Origin of the sequence: Bacteroides caecigallinarum (assembly GCF_021531075.1) — a bacterium.
GTDB classification, from domain to species: domain Bacteria; phylum Bacteroidota; class Bacteroidia; order Bacteroidales; family Bacteroidaceae; genus Phocaeicola; species Phocaeicola caecigallinarum_B.
In genome coordinates, this window is sequence record NZ_JADYTJ010000020.1 from 1 (window position 1) to 21,353 (window position 21,353).

Genomic DNA, 21,353 nt, shown 5'->3' on the forward strand with positions numbered 1-21,353 from the left:
GGTTTGGATATCGTATCAGTCTTTTTTATAAGAATTGAATCGGATTTTATTGAATCTGTAAATATTGAATCAGATTTCACTGAATCAATACAAACAGAATCTTTTATAATCGTATCGTTAACCAGTTTAAAAATAGCTGTGTCATTCAATAATGAATCAATATCTATAATAGAATCAATAGGATTTTCCATGTATGATTTCTGAACCAAGAAATCCGTCACAGACATCCTGTTTGCCGGGAAAACAGCAAACAGATTATGAATAAATAAAGATGCCAATAAAAATAGAGCCGTCAATGTTTTCATTTTAATATTTTTGTGTTACAAACGATATGCAAAAATACAATATATTTCATTTATAGAATATTAAATACTATAGAATTATGTAATAGTAAAGCAAACTTATTGCACTATTTACAATGTTTTGACTTTTTATATCTTGACTTTCGGCTTTTTTTTATAATTTTGCACACTTGTAGAAATAGTTCTTATTGAATCAATTTTTTAAACATACATTATTGTGGCAGAAACAAAGTACATTTTCGTAACAGGTGGTGTTGCCTCCTCTTTAGGTAAAGGTATCATTTCATCTTCAATAGGTAAATTGCTGCAAGCAAGAGGCTACAGCGTAACTATCCAAAAGTTCGACCCGTACATAAACATTGACCCGGGTACTCTGAATCCGTACGAGCACGGAGAATGCTACGTGACAGTTGACGGACATGAAGCCGACCTTGACCTTGGACACTACGAACGTTTCCTTGGCATCCAGACAACAAAGGCTAACAACATTACTACAGGACGTATTTACAAAAGTGTAATCGACAAAGAACGTCGCGGTGACTATTTGGGTAAGACTATACAGATTATCCCTCATATCACTGACGAAATCAAGCGTAACGTTAAATTACTTGGAAACAAAAACCAGTTTGACTTCGTAATTACAGAAATAGGTGGTACAGTGGGCGATATCGAATCATTGCCATATCTTGAAAGTATCCGCCAGCTGAAATGGGAACTAGGCAGAAATGCTTTATGTGTTCACCTAACTTATGTCCCTTATCTTGCTGCTGCCGGCGAATTGAAAACCAAACCGACACAGCACTCTGTAAAAGAGCTTCAGTCTGTAGGTATCCAGCCTGATATTCTCGTATTACGTACAGAACATGAACTGAGCCTTGGATTGAGAAAGAAAGTAGCATTGTTCTGCAATGTTGACGAGAATGCTGTAATCCAGTCAAAGGATATGCCTACAATCTACGAAGTTCCTCTCCGCATGCAGGAACAGAAACTTGATGTTACAATTCTTGAAAAGATGGGATTGCCTGTAGGCGAAACACCTAACCTTGGTCCTTGGAAAGACTTCCTGAACCGCAGATACAACGCTACAGAAAAGGTAAGAATTGCATTGGTCGGCAAATACGATTTGCAGGATGCTTACAAATCTATTCTTGAAGCATTGTCACAGGCTGCTACTTACAACGACCGCAAGGCAGACATTCATTTCGTGAACAGTGAAAAGCTTACTGATGACAATATTGCCGAAGCTTTGAAAGACATGGACGGTGTTATCATCTGCCCGGGATTCGGACAGCGCGGTATCGAAGGTAAGTTCGTTGCTATCAAATATTGCCGTACACACAATGTTCCTACATTCGGTATTTGCCTTGGTATGCAGTGTATGGCTATCGAATTTGCAAGAAACGTACTTGGCTACGAAGATGCAAACAGCCGTGAAATGGACGAAAAGACTCCTCACAATGTTATTGACATCATGGAAGAACAGAAATCTGTTACTAACATGGGTGGAACAATGCGTCTTGGAGCTTATGAATGTGTACTCGACAAAGATTCAAAAGCATATGAAGCTTACCAGAGCGAACACATTCAGGAACGTCACCGTCACCGCTATGAGTTCAACAATGACTACAAGGAAGAATATATTAAGGCAGGAATGAAGTGTACAGGTATCAACCCTGAATCTGATTTGGTTGAAATCGTTGAAATACCTGCTTTGAAATGGTTTGTAGGTGTTCAGTTCCACCCAGAATACAGCAGTACGGTTCTGAAACCACATCCATTGTTCTTGTCATTCATTAAAGCAGCTATTGAAAAGTAATTAATAAACTACTAAGAAAAAATGGACAAAAACACGTTAGTAGGCTTCGTCCTGATAGGAGCTGTTATTATTGGTTTCGGAATATACAACACCCCTAATCAGGAAGAAAGAGCTCGTGCACAACATTATCAGGATTCTATACAGCAAGTTATCGAAGAGAAAGAAGAATTGATGAAGAAGCAGGAAGCAGCCGCTGAGCAAAAGGCTATGATGGTTGATTCCACTTCTATCTTCTTTAATGCTACAAAAGGAACTGAACAATTCATTACTTTGAGTAATGATCTTATTGATTTGACAATATCAAATAAGGGAGGACGTGTCAGTAAAGCTGTATTAAAGGAATATAAAGACCAGAAGAAAGAACCGCTTGTACTGTTCGACGATACTGATGCTTCGTTAAATATCGGATTTGAAGGTAAAAATGAAAATATCATGAGTAGCCAGATGTATTTCGAAGCTACAAACGTTACAGACAGCACAGTCACAATGAGACTGAACGCCGCAAACGGTGGTCATCTGGATTTCTGCTACAAGCTTATTCCAAACTCATACATGGTGAACTTTACGGTACAGGCTACAGGAATGCAGAATTTCTTCTCGCCTTCTGTCAAGACCATGACTATTGACTGGAAGCAGAGAGCACGCCAAATGGAGAAGGGTTATACTTTCGAACAGCAGTACACTTCTTTGACATACAAGCCTGTAGATGACAGCTTTGACAATCTTGACAAGGCTAAGGATGAAAAAGAATCCATCAAAGAAGTTCTTGACTGGGTAGCTTTCAAAAACCAATACTTCTCATGCGTGTTCATGGCTGAGAAAAATTTTGAGAATGCTACATTGGAATCGAAAATGGAACAGAAAGGCAGCGGCTACATGAAGAACTATCATGCAGATATGCAGACAGCTTTCGACCCGACCGGTGCTCAGCCAAGCAATTTCCAGTTCTATTTCGGTCCTAACCATTTCAAGACACTCCTTGCAAGCAACGATTTGAGTTTTGCTGACAAAGATCAGGAACTTGAAGATTTGGTTTATCTGGGATGGCCTATTATCCGTTGGATAAACCGCTGGTTCACAATCAACCTGTTCGACTGGCTGTCAAGTTGGGGATTGAGCATGGGTATGGTTATCCTGCTTATGACTATCATTGTTAAAATTCTGGTTCTCCCTACAACTTGGAAATCATTCATTTCATCAGCCAAGATGAGGGCACTGAAACCATACGTTGAGAAAATCAACCAGAAATATCCAAAGCAGGAAGATGCACTGAAAAAGCAACAGGAGACAATGGCACTTTACAGCCAGTATGGAGTAAGCCCGATGGGAGGATGTCTGCCTATGCTGCTTCAGACACCGGTTTTCATGGCATTATTCTTCTTCGTTCCAAATGCGATAGAATTGCGTCAGCAAAGCTTCCTTTGGGCTGATGACCTTTCTGCATACGATGACCTGATTAGCTGGAGTACTTCTATTCCTCTTCTCGGCAATCACCTGAGTCTGTTCTGTTTGCTGTTCAGTGTTACAACTATCATCAACCAGCTGATTATGATGAAACAGCAGAACATGGGCGACAACCCACAGATGGCAGCAATGAAATGGATGATGTACATCATGCCTGTGATGTTCTTCTTCATTTTCAACGAATATGCATCAGGATTGAGCTACTATTACTTCATCTCAAGTTTGATAGGTATCCTCACTACATGGATCATGTACAAGGTTACAGACGAGAAGAAACTCCTTGCACAGCTTGAAGCAAACAAGAAGAGTCCTTCGCAAATGAAGCAGAGCAGCTTGTTGTCAAGACTTGAAGCTCTTCAGAAAGAACAGGAACGCCTTCAAAAAGAGCGTCAGGAAAGAATGAATAAGAAATAATCATTATTCAACAATATAATATTGTCATTCAGGGGTAACTTTTTTTAATCTCTGGATGGCAATATTTTTTTATAGAATATCATAATATAAATATAATCATGAATAAAAACCTCATCACAATGACTGCCGCTACATTATTGTTAGCTACTTCAGCATGCGTAAGCACTGAAAAGTCAGCCGAAAATGAAGCCTCAATTATCGGCAAACAGGAAATAAGCATTGAGAATGGACGACTTACTCCCGAGGCTCTTTGGGCAATGGGACGAATCGGTAGTTCTACAGTATCACCAGATGGTAAAAAAATAGCATACACAGTTTCATATTACAGTGTGAAAGAGAATAAAAGCCACACGGTTATCTATATAATGAATGCTGACGGCAGCGAAAACAAACTCCTGACGACAACATCTGCAAGCGAATACGAACCGGCGTGGATTAAGAATGGTGAGAAACTGGCTTTTCTGTCAAACGGTCAGATCTGGGAGATGAATCCTGACGGAACAGGACGCAAACAACTGTCTGATTATGAAGGAGGAATAGACGGATTCAGTTTCTCTCCGGACGGAAGCAAAGTTCTATTCATTTCGCAGGTGAAATATGGAGAACGTACAGTGGACAAATATCCTGACCTGGACAAAGCTACAGGTATGGTGATAGACGACTTGATGTACAAACACTGGGACGAATGGGTACAGACAATTCCGCATCCCTTCGTTGCCGATTTTGACGGTAATAAAGTAGGTGCGGCCACTGATATAATGGTAAGCGAACCTTTCGAATCCCCTATGAAACCTTTTGGCGGAATAGAACAGCTGGCATGGAGCAACGATTCAAAACAGATTGCATATACATGCCGCAAGAAGACCGGACTTGAATACTCAATTTCTACTGATTCTGACATCTATCTTTACAATATAGAAAGCAAAGAAACAAGAAACCTCTGCAAAGAAGATGCAACAGACAAGAACATGGGATATGACACAAATCCTCAGTTCTCGCCTGACGGAACTATGATAGCATGGCAGAGCATGGAACGCGACGGATATGAAAGTGACCGCAACCGTCTTTGCGTAATGAATCTTGCAAACGGAAAAAAATCATACGTAACAGAATCATTCGAATCGGGTGTTGATACATACTGTTGGGCTAATGACAGCAAGACGCTCTACTTCACTGGTGTATGGCACGGTACTAGCATGATTTACAGCACCAACCTCAATGGTGAAGTGAACAAGCTGACCGACGGCATGTACGACTATGTCTCAGTAGCATTACTCAATGACGGGCAGCTATTGACCAAACGTCACTCTATAAGCGAGGCTGACGAGCTTTACACTGTAGCACTTAATGATAACAATAAAGTAAGCCGTATCACTAAAGAAAACGACCACATATTCAGTCAGCTTAGAACCGGCAAGGTAGAGCCAAGGTGGACAAAGACTGTCGATGGCAAACAGATGCTCTCATGGGTTATATATCCTGCTGATTTCGACCCAAATAAAAAATACCCTACACTCCTTTTCTGCCAGGGAGGTCCTCAAAGTCCTGTAAGCCAATTCTGGAGCTACAGATGGAACTTCCAGATTATGGCAGCAAACGACTATATTATCATAGCTCCTAACCGCCGTGGTCTTCCGGGCTTCGGCATGGAATGGCTTGAAGATATAAGCACGAACTATGGAGGACACTGTATGGATGACTATCTGAGTGCAATAGACGATATAGCAAAAGAGCCATACGTAGACAAAGACCGTCTGGGTTGCGTCGGTGCAAGTTTTGGCGGATATTCTGTATACTGGCTTGCAGGACACCATAACAAACGTTTCAAGGCATTCATAGCTCACGACGGTTTTTTCAACATGGAACAGCAGTATCTCGAAACAGAAGAACTTTGGTTCACAAACTGGGATCTCGGAGGCGCATACTGGGAAACTGAAAATCCTGCGGTAAAACGCAGCTATGCCAACTCACCCCACCTGTTTGTCGAAAAATGGGATACTCCTATCCTATGCATACATGGCGAAAAAGACTATCGCATCCTCGCATCACAGGGAATGGCAGCCTTTAATGCAGCCAAGCTGAGAGGAGTTCCTGCACAGCTTCTTGTTTTCCCTGACGAAAACCACTGGGTACTGAAACCACAGAACGGAGTTTTGTGGCAGAGAACATTCTTTGCATGGTTGGACAAATGGTTAAAGAAATAACATTATGATACAACAAGTTGAGTTTTCATTAACCCCAAAAAGAAAAGGGTTCCATCTTGTGACGCAAGAAATTATGAAGAATCTACCTACTCTGCCGGAGCAGGGAATTCTAAACCTTTTCGTCAAGCACACCAGCTGCGCACTTAGCATAAACGAGAATTATGACCCTAGTGTACGTGCCGATATGGAACAGATTTACAATCGCCTTGTAAGGACAAACGAGCCATATTACAGCCACATAGACGAAGGCGAAGACGACATGCCCAGCCATGCCAAATCAAGCCTTACAGGTGTTTCGCTCACTATACCTATCAGTAACGGACACCTCAACCTTGGAACCTGGCAGGGAATATACCTTTGCGAATTCAGATATTCGGGAGGAGCAAGAAAGATTGTTGCTACAATAATATCATAATTATTAAAAAAAGCCGTACCTACCTCTTTATCTAAAAAGAGGACTTGATACGGCTCTTTTATTTTCTATTTTATTGTTTGCTGCAAATTATCATTAAATGTCAATGCCTGTCACTTCTCGAAAACAAGTTTACCGAAAAACTCCGGACAGTGGAAACAGGGTTGAGGCAAATCTATCGGACTCCAGGAAAGAAAATGCGGAGTTGTCAGCAAATCGCCACACTTATAGAAATTACCTCTCAACGTCATTCCGGACAGGTCTTTTATATCATGATTGAATAATGAAGTGACAGGAATAATCAGCGAAAGTTCCCATGAACACTCACCGATGCGTTCATCAAAAGGTTCTCTACCCAATGAAGACCATCGCTTGACATTGGTAAGCACACTTTCCGGAGCATGGTGTCTGTCACCCTTTATGCCGAAGTTCACAAGCAATGTTCCGGCACAGTTACATTCAAAATTATAATAATCGTTTTCATCTTCAGCACATACAAAAAACTCACAACATGAATCTTCCCATACCCTACCCTGATCTGCAGGAGCAACAGCCCTTACACTGGCCTCTGTTACTCTATAGTTAACCAATATGAAATCACCTGTATGTGCAACTCTGAACTTAACATCAGGACAATACGGATAATCCGGCCAGTTTACTATATCTATTTTATTATACTCCACTGAAGCATCATCCATCAGCCTACTCACATACTCAGCCGAAGATACAGTACGTGCAATTTTCTTTACGGTAATTTTTTTCATTATTTCTTAAGCTTAAACATTTGGTACGATGTAAATATACTAAAAAAATCCGAATACAAGCTCTTGATTATTCAAGAATTTTATATTCGGAAATGTAATTATGAAAATTATTTCTTTTCTTTTAAACTAATATCATCTCTTATCCCAAAAACTTGGAGCAAACATCAGCAATATACCGAACAATTCCAAACGCCCTATAAGCATCAGGAATGACGACACCCACTTTGCAGCATCAGGAAGAGCACTCCATGAGTATGCCGGTCCGAAACTGCCGAAACCAGGACCTACGTTACCGATACTTGATATTGCTATTCCCATAGCTTCTGGCATATCAAGCCCTAAAACCATAAATACAAACCAGCCTACAAAAGTACATATTATATAAAGCATGGCAAACGTAGTTACAGTAGATATAGTAGACGAAGACACCGAATGCCCGTTTACCTTCACTGGCAATACTGCACGCGGATGCATAAGCCTGTCAAACTCATTCTTTACATTCTGCAGGATTATCAGAAGTCGCATAGATTTCACTCCACCGGCCGTAGAACCAGTACATCCTCCTGCAAACATTATATATACAATAAGGATAATAGTAAAATGAGGCCATGTAGAATAATCATCTGTTGCATATCCGCAAGATGTATGTATCGTTACAACCTGGAAAAATGCTCGACGGAAAGCCAGTTCAAGTCCATATCCCTTGATGAAATATAATGCCAGTGTTATTATTCCTGTAACTATCCCCACAGAAAGGAGGAAACATCTTGTTTCGACATCTTTCAACCACAACATTGGCTTACCTTTGAAAATAAGGAAATATAGAGAATAGTTTATAGCAGAAAGCATTGTAAAAATAGTTATTACATATTCTATGAATGCCGAATCCCAATAAGCTACACTATTCTGCTTGGTAGAAAAGCCACCGGTTGCCGTAGATGTAAATGAATGACATACTGCATCAAAAATACTCATGCCCCCTACCCACAGCAAAACAGCTTCGGCTATGGTAAGAACAAGATATACCATCCACAATCCTTTTGCCATCTTACTTATTTTAGGATGTATCTTGTCATGGTTCACACCAGTTGCTTCTGCCGAGAAAAGAACCTGATTTCCCACACCGAAAATAGGCAATATTGCTATTGTAAAAAACACTATACCCAATCCACCAATCCATTGTGTGAAACTTCTCCAGAATAACATACCTTTAGAGAGAGATTCTATATTGTCCAGTATAGATGCACCTGTTGTGGTAAATCCTGACATGGTTTCGAAGAACGCATCCGTAACAGAGGGAATACTACCGCTTATATAAAAAGGCAGCATACCGAACAATGTAAAGAAAAGCCACGTAAATGCAACGATGCAATATCCGTCTCTTCGCGAGAGACTTTTATCGGCATTCTTTCCCAGAAAAATCAATAAACTACCTACACAGAAATTTATCAACAACGAATATACAAAATATATATAGTCGCTTTCATTATATAAAAGGGAAACCAATGTGCACACCAAAAACATCATACCCTCAAGATAGAGCAGTATGCCAAGAATCCTGAAAATCATTTTACGATTCAACAGGCTATGACCGCGACCGGTCTCAACATGCATTTGCGAACTGATGAAGTCTTCCATACGTTATAAATTAAAAAAGAGGCCATTCAAGCCTCTCTCTTCCGTCGGGGTACCAGGATTCGAACCTGGGACCCCCTGCTCCCAAAGCAGGTGCGCTAACCGGACTGCGCTACACCCCGAAATTTATATATCAATATAAGATTATATCTTCTCAGTTCTGTCGGGGTACCAGGATTCGAACCTGGGACCCCCTGCTCCCAAAGCAGGTGCGCTAACCGGACTGCGCTACACCCCGAAATTTTATAAATCGTGAAGATACATCTTTTTCATCTTGTCGGGGTACCAGGATTCGAACCTGGGACCCCCTGCTCCCAAAGCAGGTGCGCTAACCGGACTGCGCTACACCCCGAAGATGTTTTGTTCTTGCATTGAAAATTTCTTTTACCTTGTCGGGGTACCAGGATTCGAACCTGGGACCCCCTGCTCCCAAAGCAGGTGCGCTAACCGGACTGCGCTACACCCCGAAGGCGTTTTTCTCAAATGCGGTGCAAAGATAGATGTTTATTTTTAATTAAGCAATATGTTGAACTATATTTTTTCATTTTTTTGCTTAAAAGATATATATACCACATCTTTGCACATCCACATTATCAGTCACGATGTGAAATTTTCTTTCTCTTAGAATATGCAATCAGCTATATTTCACATAAATAGGCTGTCTAGGAGTACCTACGTTCGATATCACTTTCATTTCCTGCAGTTGTCTAAGTGTTCTCAAAGATTTGGACTTTGTAAATCCTGTAACCTTCTCAAAATCCGGTCTACGCATAAAATCTTTTTTCTGGAAATACTCTTCCACCCTTTCAAGAACATCATCATAACTCAACTTGTCAGAATGTCTGGAACTTTCCACCAAACGTTCGAAAGTTACAACCTTCAATTTCTCCGAAAATTCTTTTTCCGGAGTGAAACGAATATTCTTCACCTTTATATCTGACGCTGAAACATGTTTCGGATTTACATCGGAAGAACATTTCAAACCGAGACTGAAATGCCCCAGTCCATCAAGGTGTACCGAATAGCCATTGCTTAAAGCCTCACACATTTCCTGGCTTAAAGCGGTAAGAACAGCTGCTACATCGGCAGGTGCAACTGTACATTTCTTGTTAATTGACTCACGAAGATTCTTTGTTGTTATCACATCTTTTGTAATGACCTTGGCATGAAGTTTTGGAACCGATGCTCCTTCTTTCTCAGGATTCTCATATAAATCAAATTTTATAGCCATAATAATATTTTTAAAGTTTATACATAAAAACTGGCATAAATAACTGATATAAATTAGCGTTACACGTTCGTGTGACGACAGTTACACGAACGTGTGACTATAGTAACACCCGGGTGTAACGATAGTGACACAAACGTGTAACGGTAAAAATACTTCATTTTTTCAATATTACAATTTTACAAGCCGGATAATTTGTCTTAAAAATCCACAAAACCATTCAAGCAGAAAAAATTCACCAACTATCTCACGAAATTCGCCTTCTTACTTTTTATCACTTTTATACACAAAATATCATCTAAAAATTTTGCATATACATAGAATTTCATATCTTTGCAGATAAGAAAACATTTCATTTTGTCAGACCTTAATATTTTGAATTATGAATATCAATCAAATCATGGCTTCACTGGAAGCTAAGCATCCCGGTGAATTGGAGTACCTGCAAGCTGTAAAAGAAGTATTGCTATCTATTGAAGATATATATAATCAGCATCCTGAATTCGAAAAAGTTTCATTGATAGAACGTCTGGTGGAACCGGACAGAATAATAACATTCCGAGTACCTTGGGTTGACGACAAGGGTAAGGTGCAGGTAAATATAGGTTACAGAGTACAGTTTAACAATGCGATAGGCCCTTACAAAGGCGGTATACGTTTCCACGCATCAGTAAACCTTTCAATCCTTAAGTTCCTGGGATTTGAACAGACATTCAAGAATGCTCTTACCACACTGCCAATGGGTGGCGGCAAAGGTGGTTCCGACTTTTCTCCACGTGGCAAGAGCGACGCCGAAATAATGCGTTTCTGCCAGGCTTTCATGCTTGAATTATGGCGTCATGTAGGCCCTGACATGGATGTACCGGCAGGCGACATAGGTGTAGGCGGAAGAGAAGTGGGCTATATGTTCGGTATGTACAAGAAACTGACTCACGAATTTACAGGTACATTCACAGGCAAGGGACTGGAGTTCGGAGGTTCGCTAATCCGTCCTGAAGCAACCGGATTCGGAGGACTGTACTTCGTGAAACATATGCTCGACAAGAAAGGCATTGACATAAAGGGAAAGACAGTTGCCATCTCCGGTTTCGGAAACGTAGCCTGGGGAGCAGCAACTAAAGCTACCCAACTGGGAGCCAAAGTTGTGACAATATCAGGACCTGACGGTTATATATACGATCCGGACGGAATAAGCGGCGAAAAGATTGACTATATGCTTGAACTGCGTGCTTCGGGCAACGATATAGTGGAACCATATGCCGAAAAATTCCCTGGCTCTAGATTCGTTCCAGGACGTCGTCCGTGGGAAGTTAAGGTGGATATTGCACTTCCTTGTGCAACACAGAATGAATTAAATGGCGAAGATGCTGGAAATTTGATAAAAAATTCCGTACTTTGCGTCGGAGAAATTTCGAACATGGGATGTACTCCTGAAGCAATAGATGCTTTCATCGAAAACAAGATAATGTATGCACCCGGAAAAGCTGTTAATGCAGGCGGTGTAGCAACATCAGGTCTTGAGATGAGCCAGAACGCAATGCATATGAGCTGGAGTGCGGAAGAAGTGGACGACAAACTCCATCAGATAATGCACAACATTCACGAACAGTGCGTGAAGTACGGCACTGAAGCGGACGGATACGTAAATTATGTGAAAGGTGCAAATATTGCAGGGTTCATGAAAGTGGCTCATGCAATGATGGCACAAGGAATAGTTTAAAATTAAATCGTTTGATTTAAGATATCTCGTTTAGTTGTATTTGTATTTTGTATTGTAGCTTGCGCTGCCCGCCTGTGAAGGTATGGCAGCGTTTTTTTATATCTATATCAATATTTTAGGCAACCGGTAAGAAATTTTCAGAATATGTTATATAAAAAACAAAAAATAATTATTTTTGCAAACGAACATAAAAAAAATCTTACGTCATAAAACCTACGTAAACGCATTTCAAATGGAAACACATATAATATAAAATAATATTGGAATGAAAACAAGATTTTTACTTATCATCAGCACCATTTTATCAGTAGCTGCATGTACAAAAGAGAATTTAACGGAAAACACAACCGGGGATACAACAAATGTAGTTATAACCGGCAACTCCATGAACGGTTTTTATAATGATAAATCAAAAGCTTACACCATAAGCAATATTCCTGAAGAAGAATCAATACTGTTCTATAGCACAGGAGGCATTAAGGCGGATGGAGATATACTGAAATACAACGAAGGAGTATGGACAGGATTAAAAGATAACAAGTGGCATATGGACGAAGGTGAAGCACATATAATGGCCTATTACCCGGTAATAAACAACGACAATCTATACGACACTAACGGAGAGTTGAAAGACTTGGTATACTGCAAGACTACTGCTCAACCCGGGAAAAGCATTAACCTGACATTCAGCCATATCTTCTCAAAAATAGTTTTCAATATAGAAAAAGGATTGAACGATACCATAAAAAAAATAAATGTAAATATCCCTCTGAAAATTGAGAATTTCGATCTGTACACCGGCGAATATTCATTCTACGAAAATCAAAACGAAAACATATCTTTTGAAAAAAATGAAAAAGGTGTATACGAGTTCTTTGTTCCGGCATCGGACAATATGACTGTCTCATTCGAAATAGTATGTCCTAACATAAGCCAGACAAGCACAATCGGGAATAAAATATACAATGCAGGATATGAATATGTATGCAACATAAGCAAACGCAGCAGTAAGGGTATATACACGAAAGAGGATTTCATTGCATTTACTCACCTGATAAACGGCGAAACAGAATACAACGGAATAAAATTAGAGGATTTATATGTCCTGGAAAATGGCGTAAGGGTTTTCAACCTCTATAAGGATCTGAATTTCACTGATGGAGAATCTGCTTTGATAAGGAGAATTGCAGATAGAGGAAAAGAATTTAACGATGTTTTTGATGGAAATAATCATTCGATCAATAATCTTACGCTGCCGCTTAATAACAGAGATACATATATAGGACTATTCGATAAAACAACTGTAAATTCCTGCATAAAGAATCTTACTTTAGTAAACTGCAGGATAATTGACAACAATTATGAATATTGTGCACTTTTGACCGGTTCAAACAAAGGAATAATAGAAAACTGCCATATAATAGGCGGAAGTATAACAAACACAAAAAATGTTAGATTTGCAGGTTTTACATATTATAATGCCGGATATCTGGTTAACTGCAGCATATCAGGGTTCAATATAGGAAATACCTATGGTACTTTGGGGTGCCTGACACATCAGAATGATAAAGACATAATTAACTGCAGAATTACTAATGATTTAAATAGACATCCCGAAGGAGCGACCAGTTCAGTTACTACAATAACAAACAATGGCAATATATATAATGTGTTTGTAGAGAAGTATATATCATCTTTGTGGGGAGTTTGTAATGTAAACAAAAGAACAGGTCAATTCTACAACTGCATTATCCCAAACTACTATTCATCACAATATATTAAAGATAATAACAATCCAAACGCATCTCCTTCCACGGGAATATATTTTTATGAATATACAGCAGAAGAATATCAGACCATAGCAGACAAACTGAATAACTGGATAGACAATGAAGGAAAGAATAATTATCCACAATTCACATTCAGAAGATGGAAAACTGACGATTCGCAAAAAGTAATATTTGAATAAAAGACTTATTATGTTTTTTTAGAGACAAAAATCTTACATCTTGACATAATTATTGTACTTTTGCGACATAATAAAAACAAGTACAAAAATGAATAAGAATAAATCTCTGATAATTATAATAGTAGTCCTGGCCATAATCATAGCAGGAGTATCGTTCTTTGCCTTCCATCAGATGCAGCAGAACAAGGAAATGTCCGAACTGTTTGCCATAGAAAAAATGGAAATGGAAAATGAGTACAGCACATTTGCCACACAGTATGACGAACTGCAGATTCAGATAAACAACGACTCGCTAAGAGAAAAACTTGAAAGCGAAAAGCTGAAGACACAAAGACTGCTTGAAGAACTGCGTCAGGTCAAGACCAGCAACGCAGCGGAAATCATGAGACTGAAAAAGGAACTGAAAACCGTAAGGGCAGTGCTGAGAAGTTATGTGATACAGATTGACTCGCTGAATAAAATCAATGCAGCATTGCAGGAAGAAAACAAAGCTGTAAAAAGCAAGTATACTGCTGCAACAAGAGAAATCTCAAATCTTTCGAAAGAAAAGGAATCACTCAACAAACAAGTCACTCTGGCATCGCAACTTGACGCCACAAACATTGTGACAGAACCGCTGAACAAGCGTAACCGCGAAGCTAAAAGAGCAAAGGACGTGAAGAAACTTGCTATTTCGTTTACAATAGTAAAGAACATAACTGCCAAGACTGGAAACAAAACCGTGTACGTAAGAATAGCAAAACCGGATAATGAAGTTCTTACAAAAAGCGAATCAAACAGATTTGCATACGAAGACAGGGAGATTTCTTATTCTATAAAGAAAATGATAGAATATACGGGAGAAGAACAGACTGTAACTGTATATTGGGATGTGGAAGAATTCATGCCATCAGGAACGTATAGAGTTTATGTCTTTGCCGATGGCAATATGATAGGACAAAATTCGTTTACACTGAAATAAAAGAAACAGTATAACCACATGCACAGCAACATGAAAAAATTATTATATGGAATAATGGGCGGACTAGCAACAGCCGCCCTTGTTTCTTCATGTGGAGAAGACCGCTCCGGAGAATACTATGCGCTTATAACCACACAGACATGGATGTACGAAACCATGCAGAAGGAATATCTGTACTATCAGGACATACCGGACAAGAAATCATTGAACTTTTTCAAAAAGCCAAGTGATTTCCTATCGTCAATGGTTTCATCGAAAGACAAAAAGTCCGGTTCCACTTTTTCACATATAGATTCTGTTTATGTAAACACCAGAAGTACATCGCAAACTCCTACCTTCGGTTTCGAGGGAACAATGGTTAGAGCAAATAACGGTTCGTATGGAATAAGGGTATTGTATACGCAGGAAAACTCGCCTGCCAAAGAAGCAGGACTGGAAAGAGGCTCCATAATTATTGCAGCAAACAATAAAAAAATAAACAGTTCAGACCTGTTCTACATCACGGCTCCACAAGAGGCTTACCTGTTCACATTGGGAAAACTTAACGACAAGGGATTCGACACACTGCAAACGGTGCAGATGCCTGCTCCAAGAATAGTGGAAAACAATAATCTGTATAAAAAGGATATTTTGGAAGTAGGCGGAAAGAAAGTGGCATACGTGATGTATAATGAATTCGGAAACGATGACACACAGAAACTGAACGACCTGTTCTACCAACTTTCGCAAGAGGGAGTGAACGATATAGTTCTGGATTTGAGATACAATCCGGGAGGATATGTCACTACCGCACAGCTGATTTCAACAAACCTTGCACCACAGGAAGCAATAGGAAACACTTTCCTGAAAATGACACATAATGATATCATCAACAGGACTGACGTTCTGAACTTCGAGGAATCCATGCTGGCAAATGTTACACCTATAAACTATGAGAACCTTTACATAATAACATCTGCCAACACTGCTTCGGCATCGGAAGTCGTGATAAACTGCCTGAAACCATATATGCCGGAAAGACTGATACAGGTAGGTACTGCAACGTTTGGGAAAAACGTAGCACAACAACTATTTACCGATGAAGTACAGGCTCCTATGCTTGAATTCTGGCTGACCAACAGTCTGCTAAGCAACGCCGAAGACTTCAGCGACTATTATACAGGCGGACTGAAACCTGATTTCGAAATTGCAGAAAACTTTAAGGGAGAACTGGGAGAACTGGGTACAGAGCAGGATTCTCTTATGATTCCTATTCTAAAGCACATAGAAACAGGAAGTTTCCCTACTACAGAAACTACTGAACCTGAATCAAGAAGCATCGACAGGAAACAACATCTTAATAATTCAATAAACCTTAAACCAAAATTGGCCATAATAGAATAAAAAACTGTAAATCTTTTCAACAATATACTTTGTTTTTTTGTTATTAAGACATATATTTGCAATGTTGCATAAACAACCAAACAATAAAACATTTCATTTGGTATGAAAAGACTTTTAAGTTTAATCCTATTGGCCGGAATAACGATCAACGGTTTCAGCCAACGCATCCTGTCACTGGACAGTTGCAGAAACCTTGCTATCCAAAACAACAAGGAACTGCGTATAGCACAGGAGAAAATAAATGCTGCTCATTATAACAGAAAAGCTGCATTTACAAATTATTTGCCTAAATTCGACATTATGGCAACCTACATGCGTACGCAAAAGGAAATTTCATTGCTCAGCGACGAGCAGAAAAATTCAATCAGTAACATAGGTACAGCAACAGGAGCACAGTTGCAACAACAATTTCAGCAAATTGCTGCATCCAATCCTGCATTAGTACAAGCCATTATGAATGATCCTAAACTTGCACAAATTGCAGGTATATTCCCAGATATAATTCAAGGAATAGGACAAGGTCTTAACGGAGTGGGCCAAGGACTTGTAGATGCTTTCCGTACAGATACGAGAAACATGTTTGCAGGTGCCGCTACCCTAACCCAGCCATTATTCATGGGTGGAAAAATAATCGCTTACAACAAGATAACTAAATATGCCGAACAGCTTGCACAGATGCAGCATGCCACAGGAATGGAAGACCTTATCCTGAATACGGACAAGGCTTATTGGCAGGTGGTTTCTTTGGTAAACAAGAAAAAGCTGGCTGAAAGTTATCTGAAACTGCTGGAAACTCTCGACTCGGACATAGACAAGATGGTGGCCGAAGGTGTGGCAACAAAAGCAGACGGCCTCAGCGTGAAAGTGAAAAAAAACGAAGCTGAAGTAACATTGCTAAAGGTGGAAAACGGATTGAGTCTGTCGAAAATGGTACTGTGCCAGATATGCGGTCTGCCACTAGACACTGATATATCGCTGGCAGACGAGAATATGGAAAACCTTGCATTACCTAATTTATACACAGAAAGTAATGTTAACACTGCACTGGAAAACAGACATGAACTTAAGAGTCTTGAACTGGCTTCGCAAATTTACAGACAGAAAGTAAATGTGGTACGCTCGGAGTTTCTTCCGTCGCTGGCACTTACAGCAAACTATGCGGTAACAAATCCGGCACTTGTGAACGGATTTGAAAACAAGTTCAGAGGTTTCTGGGCTGCCGGAGTGGTACTTAAAATCCCGGTATTCCACTGGGGAGAAGGTATCTACAAGGTAAGGGCCGCCAAAGCAGAGGCTAACATAGCAAGATACCAGCTGGAAGATGTAAAGGAAAAAGTGGAACTTCAGGTTACACAAAGTTCATACAAAGTGAACGAAGCAACCAAACAGCTTCACATGGCAGAACAGAACATGGATAAGGCTGAAGAAAATCTCCGTTTTGCCACTCTTGGTTTCAAGGAAGGCGTGATACCTACAAGCAATGTACTCGAGGCACAGACTGCATGGCTTTCTGCACAATCGGGCAAAATAGATGCTCAGATAGACATGAAAATGAGCGAACTGTATTTACAAAAATCAATGGGAACATTAAAATAATAAAAAGATATGGCTGATAAATCACAACACAGCAACGTTTTGCTGGCTTTTTTTACATTGGTGGCTGCTATTGTCATCGTTAGCATTATTGGATTCTTCACTCTGGGTAAAGGACCTGAAATAATCCAGGGACAGGCTGAGGCTACTGAATACAGGGTTTCGAGCAAGGTTCCGGGACGTATACTGAAATATTTCGTAACCGAAGGCGATCAGGTTAAGGCCGGAGATACGCTTGCCATACTCGAAGCACCTGATGTGATGGCAAAACTGATGCAGGCTCAGGCTGCCGAACAGGCTGCGCTTGCCATGAACCAGAAAGCAAACAAAGGTACTCGTGCAGAGCAACTTCAGGCAGCATTCGAAATGTGGCAAAAGGCTAAGGCCGGACTGGAAATAGCAGAAAAATCATATACCAGAGTAAACAACCTGTACGAACAGGGTGTGATATCAGAACAAAAAAGAGATGAAGCAAAAGCTCAGTACGAAGCAATGAAGGCTACAGAAAAGGCAGCCAATGCACAATACACAATGGCAAAAAACGGTGCTCAGGCTGAAGATAAGGTGATGGCTGCTGCACAGGTGGAACGTGCAAAGGGGGCTGTGGCTGAAGTTTCGTCCTACATAAACGAAACGTATCTGGTAGCATCTGCCGACGGCGAAGTGACAGAGATTTTCCCTAAAGTGGGCGAACTGGTGGGCACTGGAGCCCCGATAATGAATGTGGCACAAATGGACGATATGTGGGTTACATTCAACGTAAGAGAGGACTTGCTTAAAGACTTCACTGTAGGTGGAGAAATAAAGGCGTATATTCCTGCTCTTGAAAAGGATGCCGTTCTGAAGGTTTACTACATGAAAGACCTGGGCAGTTATGCTGCATGGAAAGCTACAAAGACTACAGGACAGTTTGACCTGAAGACTTTTGAAGTAAGAGCTAAAGCTGTGGATACTGTAGAAAATCTGCGTCCGGGAATGTCTGCCATAATTGAAAAATAACAAAGGAATATGTCGAATACCGCCTATAAACTTATAAAAATAATGAGGCGCGAGATGCTTCGTATAGCTACAAAACCGATGTATCTGTTTTGTATGATCATAGCACCTATGCTCTGTTACGTGTTCTTTGCCACTCTGATGAGCAACGGACTGCCGACAGACTTGCCTGCCGGGGTGGTGGACCTCGACAATACATCTACCACAAGAAACATAATAAGAAATCTGGATGCATTCCAACAGACAAAGATTGTGGCGCAATACAACAGTGTGGCCGAAGCACGGAAAGCTGTACAGAAAGGCGAGATATATGCTTTTTACTACATTCCTGAGGGAACTACAGAGGAAACACTTGCAAGCAGGCAGCCCAAGGTTTCATTCTATGCAAACTACTCGTATCTTATTGCCGGCTCGCTGATTTACAGAGACATGAGAACTATGTCCGAACTGGCAGGAGGAGCCGTAGGAAGGGCCACACTCTACGCCAAAGGAGCTACCGAGGATCAGGCAATGGCATTTCTTCAGCCTATTGTAATAGAATCGCATGCCATAAACAATCCGTGGCTTAACTACTCGGTATACCTGAATAACACTCTTTTCCCGGGTGTGCTTATGCTGCTGATATTCATGACCACAGCATATACATTAGGTACGGAGATAAAGGAGAATACAGGAAAAGAACTGATGGCACTTGCTGACAATTCTATTGTTACGGCTCTGATAGGAAAGATTCTTCCTCAGACACTGGTGTTCTTCATCATGGCTACGTTCCATAATATCTATCTATACGGATTTCTGCATTTCCCATGTCACGGAGGCATATTCTCTATGATAATGGCAGGATTGCTGCTGGTATTGGCATCGCAGGCTGTGGGTATTTTCTTCTATGGACTGTTCGGTTCCATGCGTCTGGCCCTGAGTGCTGCATCGCTATGGGGAGTTTTATCCTTCTCAATATCAGGATTCACCTTCCCGGTAATGGCTATGCACCCTACCCTACAGGCTCTGAGCAACCTGTTCCCGCTGAGGCATTACTTCCTGCTATACGTAAATCAGGCACTTAACGGATATCCTATAATTTATGCATGGCATTCTGTAGTAGCGCTTATGCTGTTCCTGCTATTGCCTTTCTTTGTTCTGAAAAGACTAAGGAAGATTATGGAGACATATGTATATCTCCCTTAATACTATATTGAATTATGAAACATCAACCGTTTAGAAATATTGTCCGTCAGGGATTTTCAAGTCTGTTCCATATATGCGCCAAAGAGCTGAAGAATGTATTCAAGGATCAGGGGGTACTTATATTCTTCATTCTTGTACCTCTGGCGTATCCTTTGGTGTATGCCTTTATATACACGGAAGAGGTGGTAAGAGACGTGCCTGCCGCTGTGGTAGACAATAGCCGTTCGTCAATGAGCAGGGAGTTTATACGTATGGTAGATGCCACTCCTGACGTCAGGATACAGTCCTACTGCGCCGACATGGAGGAAGCGCAGAACCTGATCAAAGAAGGAAGAGTGTACGGAATAATATATATTCCTGAGGAGTTTGCTCGCAATATCTCGCAAGGGAAACAGGTTTCGGTAAGTATTTTCAGCGACATGAGTGGTTTGCTGTATTACAAATCATTGCTAATGGCTACAACAAATGTATCGCTGGACATGAACAAGGATATAAAAATCAGGCGAATGGGGAATACCACTGCACGCCAGGATGAAATAGGTACTGCCCCAATTGAATATGAAGAAGTGTCGCTGTTCAATCCGCAGGACGGATTTGCAAGTTTCCTTATACCTGCTGTGCTGATACTGATAATCCAGCAGACACTACTGCTCGGCATAGGACTGTCTGCCGGAACTGCAAGAGAGACAAACAGATATCAGGACCTGGTTCCTTTAAGCAGAAAATATAATGGTACTTTAAGAATAGTGCTAGGCAAATCACTGGCTTACTTCCTTATATATGCCATGATATCGGCCTATGTTCTGTGTGCAATACCCAAAATGTTCAGTCTGGTACAGATTGCGAATCCGGTAACTCTACTGGTGTTTACACTTCCGTACATACTGGCTTGTATTTTCTTTGCCATGACCTGCTCCATATTCATACATCACAGAGAGTCGTGTATGATGATTTATGTGTTTACTTCTGTTCCTCTGCTGTTCATCTCCGGAATATCATGGCCGGGAGCAGCAATACCTGATTTCTGGAAAGTAGTTTCATGGATATTCCCGTCTACGTTCGGCATAAACGGATTTGTACGAATAAACAGTATGGGGGCTACACTGGCTGATGTGCTTCCTGAATTCAGAGCTTTGTGGATACATACAGGTATATACTTCATCACCACCTGCATAGTCTACCGCCGACAAATACAGATAAGCCACAGACATGTGGAAGAAAAACTCAAGAAGGTTAGAAAATATTTCCGCCTGACGAAAAAAGAAAATATTATACAGTAACAAACTGTAAGTTCATCATTATTAACA

Annotated in this window: 16 protein-coding genes and 4 tRNA genes; 12 read left to right on the forward strand and 8 right to left on the reverse strand. The window is 40.5% G+C overall.

Annotation, left to right across the window (positions count from 1 at the left end; all coding sequences use genetic code 11):
• A partial coding sequence (locus I6E11_RS07055; protein ID WP_235337320.1) for a hypothetical protein occupies positions 1-305 on the reverse strand: 305 nt, incomplete at its 3' end.
• Between the two features lie 214 nt (positions 306-519).
• On the opposite strand from I6E11_RS07055, the gene I6E11_RS07060 reads away from it, so the two are divergent.
• The 4 genes from I6E11_RS07060 to I6E11_RS07075 all read left to right on the forward strand — a co-directional run bounded on the left by I6E11_RS07060 (position 520) and on the right by I6E11_RS07075 (position 6,615).
• Entirely contained in the window at positions 520-2,118 is a 1,599-nt protein-coding gene (locus I6E11_RS07060; protein WP_204394431.1) for a CTP synthase, read from the forward strand.
• A 21-nt stretch (positions 2,119-2,139) separates the two neighbouring features.
• A complete protein-coding gene (gene yidC / locus I6E11_RS07065) occupies positions 2,140-3,996 on the forward strand; it encodes a membrane protein insertase YidC (protein ID WP_235337322.1) in 1,857 nt (618 codons plus the stop codon).
• Between the two features lie 98 nt (positions 3,997-4,094).
• Positions 4,095-6,200, forward strand: coding sequence for a dipeptidyl-peptidase Dpp5 (locus tag I6E11_RS07070; RefSeq protein ID WP_235337324.1), 2,106 nt, complete (start codon positions 4,095-4,097; stop codon positions 6,198-6,200).
• Positions 6,201-6,204: 4 nt separating this feature from the next.
• On the forward strand, positions 6,205-6,615 hold the full coding sequence (locus I6E11_RS07075; RefSeq protein ID WP_235337326.1) for a secondary thiamine-phosphate synthase enzyme YjbQ: 411 nt from the start codon (positions 6,205-6,207) through the stop codon (positions 6,613-6,615).
• 110 nt (positions 6,616-6,725) lie between these two features.
• Here I6E11_RS07075 and I6E11_RS07080 read toward each other — a convergent pair whose 3' ends face one another.
• The 7 genes from I6E11_RS07080 to I6E11_RS07110 all read right to left on the reverse strand — a co-directional run bounded on the left by I6E11_RS07080 (position 6,726) and on the right by I6E11_RS07110 (position 10,242).
• Positions 6,726-7,376 (reverse strand): carbohydrate-binding family 9-like protein, encoded by a 651-nt coding sequence (locus tag I6E11_RS07080; protein WP_235337327.1) that lies wholly within the window; start codon positions 7,374-7,376, stop codon positions 6,726-6,728.
• 132 nt (positions 7,377-7,508) lie between these two features.
• Positions 7,509-9,014 carry a TrkH family potassium uptake protein gene (locus I6E11_RS07085; RefSeq protein ID WP_235337328.1) on the reverse strand — a complete coding sequence of 502 codons (1,506 nt, stop codon included), beginning with the start codon at positions 9,012-9,014 and terminating at the stop codon, positions 7,509-7,511.
• A 44-nt stretch (positions 9,015-9,058) separates the two neighbouring features.
• Positions 9,059-9,133: transfer RNA gene (locus tag I6E11_RS07090), tRNA-Pro, on the reverse strand.
• Between the two features lie 41 nt (positions 9,134-9,174).
• Positions 9,175-9,249, reverse strand: a tRNA-Pro gene (locus I6E11_RS07095).
• A 39-nt stretch (positions 9,250-9,288) separates the two neighbouring features.
• Positions 9,289-9,363: transfer RNA gene (locus tag I6E11_RS07100), tRNA-Pro, on the reverse strand.
• A gap of 40 nt (positions 9,364-9,403) precedes the next feature.
• Positions 9,404-9,478: transfer RNA gene (locus I6E11_RS07105), tRNA-Pro, on the reverse strand.
• A gap of 167 nt (positions 9,479-9,645) precedes the next feature.
• Positions 9,646-10,242 (reverse strand): HU family DNA-binding protein, encoded by a 597-nt coding sequence (locus I6E11_RS07110; protein WP_235337329.1) that lies wholly within the window; start codon positions 10,240-10,242, stop codon positions 9,646-9,648.
• A 379-nt stretch (positions 10,243-10,621) separates the two neighbouring features.
• On the opposite strand from I6E11_RS07110, the gene gdhA reads away from it, so the two are divergent.
• The 8 genes from gdhA to I6E11_RS07150 all read left to right on the forward strand — a co-directional run bounded on the left by gdhA (position 10,622) and on the right by I6E11_RS07150 (position 21,326).
• The gene (gene gdhA / locus I6E11_RS07115; protein ID WP_235337330.1) at positions 10,622-11,959 is read left to right on the forward strand and encodes an NADP-specific glutamate dehydrogenase; all 1,338 of its coding nucleotides are present in this window, start codon (positions 10,622-10,624) and stop codon (positions 11,957-11,959) included.
• Positions 11,960-12,224: 265 nt separating this feature from the next.
• On the forward strand, positions 12,225-13,928 hold the full coding sequence (locus tag I6E11_RS07120; RefSeq protein ID WP_235337331.1) for a fimbrillin family protein: 1,704 nt from the start codon (positions 12,225-12,227) through the stop codon (positions 13,926-13,928).
• Between the two features lie 88 nt (positions 13,929-14,016).
• A complete protein-coding gene (locus I6E11_RS07125) occupies positions 14,017-14,889 on the forward strand; it encodes a DUF8429 coiled-coil domain-containing protein (protein WP_235337332.1) in 873 nt (290 codons plus the stop codon).
• A 30-nt stretch (positions 14,890-14,919) separates the two neighbouring features.
• The gene (locus I6E11_RS07130) at positions 14,920-16,272 is read left to right on the forward strand and encodes a S41 family peptidase (protein ID WP_235337333.1); all 1,353 of its coding nucleotides are present in this window, start codon (positions 14,920-14,922) and stop codon (positions 16,270-16,272) included.
• Between the two features lie 102 nt (positions 16,273-16,374).
• A complete protein-coding gene (locus tag I6E11_RS07135) occupies positions 16,375-17,868 on the forward strand; it encodes a TolC family protein (protein WP_235337334.1) in 1,494 nt (497 codons plus the stop codon).
• Between the two features lie 9 nt (positions 17,869-17,877).
• Entirely contained in the window at positions 17,878-18,864 is a 987-nt protein-coding gene (locus I6E11_RS07140) for an HlyD family secretion protein (RefSeq protein ID WP_235337336.1), read from the forward strand.
• A gap of 9 nt (positions 18,865-18,873) precedes the next feature.
• Entirely contained in the window at positions 18,874-20,046 is a 1,173-nt protein-coding gene (locus I6E11_RS07145; RefSeq protein WP_235337337.1) for an ABC transporter permease, read from the forward strand.
• 14 nt (positions 20,047-20,060) lie between these two features.
• Positions 20,061-21,326, forward strand: a complete 1,266-nt coding sequence (locus tag I6E11_RS07150; RefSeq protein WP_235337338.1) for an ABC transporter permease — start codon at positions 20,061-20,063, stop codon at positions 21,324-21,326.
• Positions 21,327-21,353 lie beyond the last annotated feature (27 nt).